This is a genomic window from Niabella aquatica (genome assembly GCF_054779315.1).
Genome location: NZ_BAAGYM010000017.1, coordinates 58,993 through 65,934, shown reverse-complemented (window position 1 = coordinate 65,934; position 6,942 = coordinate 58,993). Strand labels below are relative to the sequence as shown.

The 6,942-nt window shown below is 41.5% G+C and carries 9 protein-coding genes; 3 read left to right on the top strand and 6 right to left on the bottom strand.

What is annotated here, in order from left to right; genetic code table 11:
* Nucleotides 1-792: hydroxypyruvate isomerase family protein (locus ACYVBM_RS14840; protein ID WP_460686467.1), on the top strand; the 792-nt coding region annotated here is incomplete at its 5' end.
* A gap of 110 nt (nt 793-902) precedes the next feature.
* Nucleotides 903-1,769, top strand: coding sequence for a sugar phosphate isomerase/epimerase family protein (locus tag ACYVBM_RS14835; protein ID WP_460686466.1), 867 nt, complete (start codon nt 903-905; stop codon nt 1,767-1,769).
* 70 nt (nt 1,770-1,839) lie between these two features.
* On the opposite strand, the gene tpiA is transcribed toward ACYVBM_RS14835, so the two are convergent.
* From tpiA to ACYVBM_RS14805, 6 genes are all read right to left on the bottom strand, one after another.
* Nucleotides 1,840-2,601, bottom strand: coding sequence for a triose-phosphate isomerase (gene tpiA, locus ACYVBM_RS14830; RefSeq protein WP_460686465.1), 762 nt, complete (start codon nt 2,599-2,601; stop codon nt 1,840-1,842).
* Nucleotides 2,598-3,716, bottom strand: a complete 1,119-nt coding sequence (locus ACYVBM_RS14825) for a putative sugar nucleotidyl transferase (protein ID WP_460686464.1) — start codon at nt 3,714-3,716, stop codon at nt 2,598-2,600. Before ACYVBM_RS14825 ends, tpiA begins: the two co-directional genes overlap by 4 nt.
* 206 nt (nt 3,717-3,922) lie before the next feature.
* The gene (locus tag ACYVBM_RS14820) at nt 3,923-4,171 is read right to left on the bottom strand and encodes a type B 50S ribosomal protein L31 (RefSeq protein WP_460686463.1); all 249 of its coding nucleotides are present in this window, start codon (nt 4,169-4,171) and stop codon (nt 3,923-3,925) included.
* Between the two features lie 441 nt (nt 4,172-4,612).
* The gene (locus tag ACYVBM_RS14815) at nt 4,613-5,104 is read right to left on the bottom strand and encodes a YajQ family cyclic di-GMP-binding protein (RefSeq protein ID WP_460686462.1); all 492 of its coding nucleotides are present in this window, start codon (nt 5,102-5,104) and stop codon (nt 4,613-4,615) included.
* Between the two features lie 10 nt (nt 5,105-5,114).
* A complete protein-coding gene (locus tag ACYVBM_RS14810) occupies nt 5,115-5,507 on the bottom strand; it encodes a HEPN domain-containing protein (RefSeq protein ID WP_460686461.1) in 393 nt (130 codons plus the stop codon).
* Entirely contained in the window at nt 5,504-5,815 is a 312-nt protein-coding gene (locus ACYVBM_RS14805) for a nucleotidyltransferase domain-containing protein (RefSeq protein WP_460686460.1), read from the bottom strand. Before ACYVBM_RS14805 ends, ACYVBM_RS14810 begins: the two co-directional genes overlap by 4 nt.
* A 71-nt stretch (nt 5,816-5,886) precedes the next feature.
* On the opposite strand from ACYVBM_RS14805, the gene ltaE reads away from it, so the two are divergent.
* Nucleotides 5,887-6,906, top strand: coding sequence for a low-specificity L-threonine aldolase (gene ltaE, locus ACYVBM_RS14800; RefSeq protein WP_460686459.1), 1,020 nt, complete (start codon nt 5,887-5,889; stop codon nt 6,904-6,906).
* Nucleotides 6,907-6,942: the final 36 nt, after the last annotated feature.

The window sequence follows — 6,942 nt, the reverse complement described above, 5'->3', positions numbered from 1 at the left end:
AAAAAAAAACAGGTGCTAAAAGGAAACATTAACCACAGCGTTTGCCAATGGACATTTGGCAAAGTACCACTGGAAGAATTGTGCATTGCTGTAAAAAAAATGGGCCTCACCGCCATTGATCTGCTAAGCCCTAAAGAATGGCCTGTTATTCAGAAACATGGCCTCACATGCAGCATGTGCTATATACCCGGGAAAGTAAGCCTTACAGATGGCTTTGCCGGAAAGGAATTTCATGATGGCCTGGTAAAAGATTATGAAGAAGGCATTCCACTGGTTGCAAAAGCCGGCTATAAGAACCTGATATGCTTTAGCGGCAACCGCCGTGGAATGGATGATGAAACAGGCTTACGGAACTGCGTAGAAGGTTTAAAGAGGATTTTGCCACTTGCAGAAAAAAACAATGTGGTGCTGGTAATGGAGCTTTTAAACAGTAAGGTAGATCATAAAGACTATATGTGCGATCATACTGCCTGGGGTGTTGAGCTTTGCAAAAGATTAAGCAGCGAAAATTTTAAATTACTGTACGACATCTATCATATGCAGGTAGACGAAGGAAACATCATTGCGAATATCCGCGCCCATCATCCATACATAGCACACTATCATACTGCCGGTGTACCGGGCAGGCATGAACTGGATGACCAGCAGGAACTTTACTACCCTGCCATTATGAAGGCTATTACAGATACAGGGTTTAAAGGATATGTGGCGCAGGAATTTATCCCGACAGGAAAAACCGAAGCAGAAAGATTTAAAGCGCTGGAACAGGCCATACAGGTTTGTGATGTATAGAGAAAAGACGATAGACAAAAGACGTTAGACTATAGAATATTGTTAGTAAAGTCTAAATACTAACGTCTGATATCTAACGTCTGCTTCCTCCAATATTAAACTTATAAAAAATGAACAGAAAACATTTCTTAACAATGAGTGGCAGCGCGGCGCTGGGTATGGCATTGGCTTCCTGTGCCGGAAGTAAAGCATCGGGCAATAAAGGAACTATAAAGAACCTGGGTATTCAGCTGTATTCGCTTCGCGACGACCTGCCTAAAGATCCTAAAGGCGTTTTAAAAAAGCTGGCTTCGTTTGGGTATAAGGAAATTGAAAGCTATGAAGGGCCGGACGGCATGTTCTGGGGCATGAGTCCTGCCGATTTTAAAAAATATGTAGCCAGCCTTGGAATGTCAGTAATAAGCAGCCATTGCGACTTCAGGAAGGACTTTGAAAAAAAGGCGGCAGAAGCAGGAGCTATAGGTATGAAATATCTTGTTTGCCCGTGGCTGGGCAGGCAAAAAAGCCTGGATGACTACAAAAAAGCCGCAAATGACTTTAATAAGGCGGGCGAGATCTGCCAGAAGAACGGGCTAAGATTTGCTTATCACAACCACGACTACTCCTTCCGGATACAAAGCGGGCAATTTCCGCAGGATATATTGATGAAGCATACCGACCCCGCCCTTGTTGATTTTGAAATGGATATTTACTGGGTAGTTACAGCCGGTCAGGATCCCGTGCAATGGATGAAGAATTACAACTGGCGCTTTAAGCTTTGCCATATAAAAGACCGCAAAAAAAATACGCCGTATAAAGAAGGAGAAGCAAACCAAAGCTGTATTGTAGGCAAAGGTTCTATTGATTATAAATCCATATTGGCACAGGCAAAGAACCTGGGTATGCAACGCTATATTTTAGAACAGGAGGCCTACGAAAAGGCTCCGTTAGATTGCGTGAAAGAAGGCGCTGCGTATTTGAATAACCTGGTGTTTTAAAGATATAAACCCAATATAAAAGCCGGCCACAATAATAGTTGGCCGGCTTTTTTTGTTTAGTTGTGATATACTATTTCAGGGCTTTTATAATCTCAATAAAATCTATCGCCACCAAAGACGCCCCGCCTACAAGGCCTCCGTCAACATCGGGGCAAGAAAAGATTTCTTTAGCATTATTAGCTTTTACGCTGCCTCCATATAAAATAGAGATCTCATCTGCAATTGCTGCGCTGTATTGATCTGCAATCACCGAACGCAGGTAAGCATGTATTTCCTGTGCCTGCTCTGTAGTAGCTGTTTTACCGGTGCCAATAGCCCAGATAGGCTCATAAGCAATTACCACTTTTTTAATATCCTCTGCCGATAAATGAAATAAAGATTCCTTTAACTGCTTAGCAACAAATTCATTTTGAGTGCCAGCCTCCCTTATTTCCAATGGCTCGCCGCAACAGAAAATTGGCGTAATATCTGCCCCCAGAAGTAAATCTAATTTTTCAGAAAGCTCAAGGTTCGTTTCGTTAAAGTACTCCCGCCTTTCACTGTGGCCAATAATACAATGCTTGATATTAATAGATGCCAGCATGGAAGCCGAAACCTCACCGGTATAGGCCCCTGAAGCCTTGTTGCTGCAATTCTGCGCAGCTATAAAATAGTTTTTCAAAGCGGTTGTTTTTTCCTTTGCCATGATCAGGTAAGGAAAAGGTACTGCAAAAATCACTTCGTGGTTGTCCTTGCTTCCCAGGTCATTCTGTAAGATGTCTGCCAGTAATTGTTGTCCCTCGGTATAGGTAAGGTTCATTTTCCAGTTCGCTGCTGCGATTTGCTTTCTCATTTAATTTTTGTTTTACTGTTATAAATATTAGTAAGCGTTTTTATTTCACTTTCTGTTAATACAGATTTTTTGAATTTTTTCCATTCGCCGGCATCCTTCAGGGCTTTATGAAGCTCATATTTCACCGTACTATCAAAGCCCCAGCTGAAAGACGGGATATATTTTGGTGTAAGTCCGCATCCGAAAACATTAGCGCTCACGCCCACAACTGTTCCAGAATTAAAGCTTGTATTAATAGCGGTTCTTGAAAAATCGCCCATCAGCACACCACATTTTTTCCCCGCTGTAAATTTTTTGCCCTGCAAATGTACTGTAATATCACCGGCTGTATTCTTTAAATTACTATTGCTCGTTCCTCCACCTATATTACACCATTCTCCTATTACAGCATCTCCCAGGTAGCCATCATGTGCTTTATTGGAAAAAGCAAACAGTACAGAATTTTTAATTTCCCCCCCAACGGTACAACCAGGTCCAATAGTAGTAGCGCCGTAGATCCTCGTGCCCATTTTTACTACTGCACCTGCGCCAATGTAAACCGGCCCCCGTAACAAGCAGCCTTCCATCACCAACGCCCCTTTTTCAATAAACACCGGACCTTCATCTGCATTGATGATCGTATGTTTGACCTCCGCGCCCTCTTCAATCAAAACATTTTTTTTATTGCTGATATGAACAGAACCGTCGCCCAGTATTTTCTTCCGGCCCTTTCTTACCAGTTCGAAATCCAGCTCTATAGCCCTCGCATTCAGCTGAAAAATATGCCAGGGAAATACGATCCTCATACAGTCTTCAACCGTAATAATATCTGTAAACTTATCCGAAGCGTGTAAAGTATGATGCACCAGCACATTCCCCTCTTCATCACAAATAGCCTGCCCGGCCTTTAGCTTCTTTGCCTGGACTAACAGCTCCTTACCAGGCAGCACATTTGAACTAATAACCAAACCTTTCGCAGTTGTTGCGCTGCCCTGCCTGGTTTGTGCACCAAGCAGCCGCTCCCATTTCTCCCTGATTGTAAAGATGCCCACCCTTATATCCTCTATTTTTCGCGTAAGTACAAAGGGATAAAGCTGCGCTGTATTTATATATTTATCAGAAAAAATGATCTGCATTTCAAGGCCTCTAAGATACTGATTTATGAAAAATAATGAACGGACCGTCACATGATATATATCAGCTATTATACCGCTGCCTGACCATTTACAGCGCACCGGTGATTCTCCTCCTAAAATGGTCTCATTCATCAAACCATCCTATTTCAAATAAAAAACCCCGCCAAAGCGGGGTTGTACTAACATTAGAATGTCCGGGAGAAAAATTATTTTTTCGCGTATTTCTTTTTGAACTTGTCGATACGTCCTGCAGTATCCACCAGCATATTTTTACCAGTAAAGAACGGGTGAGAAGTACTTGAAATTTCCAGCTTAATTACAGGATATTCATTACCATCTTCCCATTTAACGGTTTCTTTAGAACTTGCAGTAGACTTTCCTAAAAAAGCATCACCATTACTCATGTCTTTAAACACAACGAAACGGTAACTTTCAGGATGGAGACCTTTCTTCATAACTATATGATTTTTAAGGTTGTACGGATTTTGCCGTACTGTTATTAATAAATTTTGCCCAAAAGATGCCTTTTGGAGAGCGGCAAAGGTAGGAGATTAAATGTAGAATGTAAAATATTAAATGTAGAATGATGAATGTTAAGTCTCCGCAAGCATCATCCAGTATCCACATAGTACAGAAATTCTATACAAAAAATAATCAACAATCAATGTTCAATAGACCATCGTCCATGGACCAAGGCCGTAACCAGTATCCAGTAACTTGTATCCGGCATCCAGTATCCGATCATGCAGTATAGAAATTCTATGCCATATTGAAAGATATCGTAAAGAAACGTCAGGTAAATGACATTGAATTTTTAAACATAAAACTTATGCCGCGATACCGGTCGCACATTCATCATTTTACATTCTACATTTAAAATTCAATATTCTACATTCCTAGCTCCTCATGTTCTCTACCTGTAGTGGAATACCCATGTTCCATCCTTTCGAGTCCTGTATTACTGCCTGTAGGTCGTCTATTTTTTTACCTGTTACACGTACCAGGTCATCGTTAATAGAGGCCTGCACTTTTAACCCGCTGTCTTTGATGTGCTTGATTATTTTTTTAGCATCTTCCTGCTTCAACCCGTTACGAACTGAAATTTCTTTTTTCCATGCTTTACCGATCATGCTCCCTTCTTTACTCAGGTCGAATGCTTCAGGCGCAATACCCTGCTTATGGGCCCGGTTCACCAGCACATCAATCAGCTGTTTCATCTTCATATCATCTTCCGTTTCCACTTTCAGTGTATAGCTTTTTTTATCAAGATCTATCACCAGGTGCGAACCTTTAAAATCGAAGCGGTTTGAAATTTCTTTTGATACCACATTCACAGCGTTATCCAGCGCCTGGGCATCTACCTTGCTTACAAAATCAAATGATGGCATAACAAAAAAATTATTCTTGTGTTTTAATTAGTTTTTCTATTTCAGATATAAAACCCTGAGCTGCACCTAACAATTCATTTATCACTTCTTTATTTATTTCTGTTATATCGCTATAATCACTTTCCTGCCGCATAAAAAAAAGTTCTGCAAAAAATTTTCCCGTTTCCCTGGACAAGATATTTCTAATTACATAATTTTTACCAAACATCTGCTGAACACCCTTATGAGTGGTTGGTCGCAGATCATCCTGTAATAACAAGGCCCTCACAATATAAAAGCAAGCGTAATACAGCCTGCTCACCCCTTCATCATAAAACCCGTTCTCCATTAAAAGAGCTGCTGCTTTCAAACTCATATAGGCCCGCTTAACCCCAATTTCAATCGACTTGTTATGATCTGTCATAAAGTTATACCCTCCTTCTTTATATTCTCATAAAAAGGTGTGATATAATATTTAGTTTCCCAGCTCTTTAATGAATAAACTGACGGACTAATCACTAACCCTGTATCAAACCCCAGATCGAATAAAGGATACCTTATCTTTTTTTCATCCGCATAAGCCATATCCTTATCTACCAATATCAAAAGATCGATATCTGAATGCTTATTCTCCTCTCCCCTTGCATAAGAACCATAAAGGATCACCGTTGCACCGGGCTCTACGCTGTGCACTGTTTCTTTTATCTTCTTTAATAGTGCTGCTTTTTCCATCAATAACAAAGATACAATACAAACTTCGTGCAAATGCCGTACTTGAACTAAATTTGATGCAATAACATTTTATGAATACCTATATTGATTTCCGCTCTGATACAGTTACAAGGCCTTCTCCCGCTATGCTGGAAGCCATGATGAAAGCGCCCGTGGGCGACGATGTTTTCGGGGAAGACCCTTCTGTAAATCAACTGGAGCAGCTGGCTGCATCTATGTTTGACAAAGAGGCAGCGTTATTTTGTCCCAGCGGAACCATGACCAACCAGATCGCCATCAAATGTCATACGCAGCCGGGCGATGAAGTGATCTGCGATGCCGATGCACATATCTACCAATACGAAGGTGGCGGCATTGCGTTTAATTCCGGATGTTCGGTAAAACTATTGCCGGGCGACAGAGGCCGGATCAATGCAGCACAGGTACTGGAAGCTGTACAACCCGATGATGTGCACCGCCCGCGCACCAGCCTGGTTGCTGTAGAGAATACCAGCAACCGGGGCGGAGGCAGCTGTTATGATTTTGAGGAACTTAAAAAAATCAAAAAAGTTTGTGTAGATCATGATCTTCTTTTTCATATCGATGGTGCAAGGTTATTTAATGCGCTGGTTGCAAAAAATGAAACACCGGAGCAGTATGGGGCTATTTTTGACAGCATTTCCATTTGCCTGTCCAAGAGCCTGGGCTGCCCGGTGGGTAGTGTGTTAATCGGCGATGCAGCATTTATTAAACAGGCACGCCGTATCAGAAAAGTATTGGGCGGCGGTATGCGCCAGGCGGGCTTTTTAGCTGCTGCCGGCATTTATGCCCTTCAAAATAATGTGAACCGCCTGGCTGAAGATCATGTCCATGCAAAAGCTATTGCAGAAGCTTTGCAGCAAAGCTCTTTTACAGCGCACGTTTTACCGGTGGAAACCAATATCATTATTTTTGAAACAAAGGCTATCACCGCAAAAGAACTGGTTGAAAAATTAAAAGAACGTAATATACTTGGTTATGCTATTACCTCAAACCGGGTACGACTGGTGCTGCATCTGGATATTACGAAAGAGAAGATGGAAAGAACGATAGAAGTGCTTAATAAGCTTTAAATACTTACCTTCAAGCCCTAAAACAATAAAGTCAAC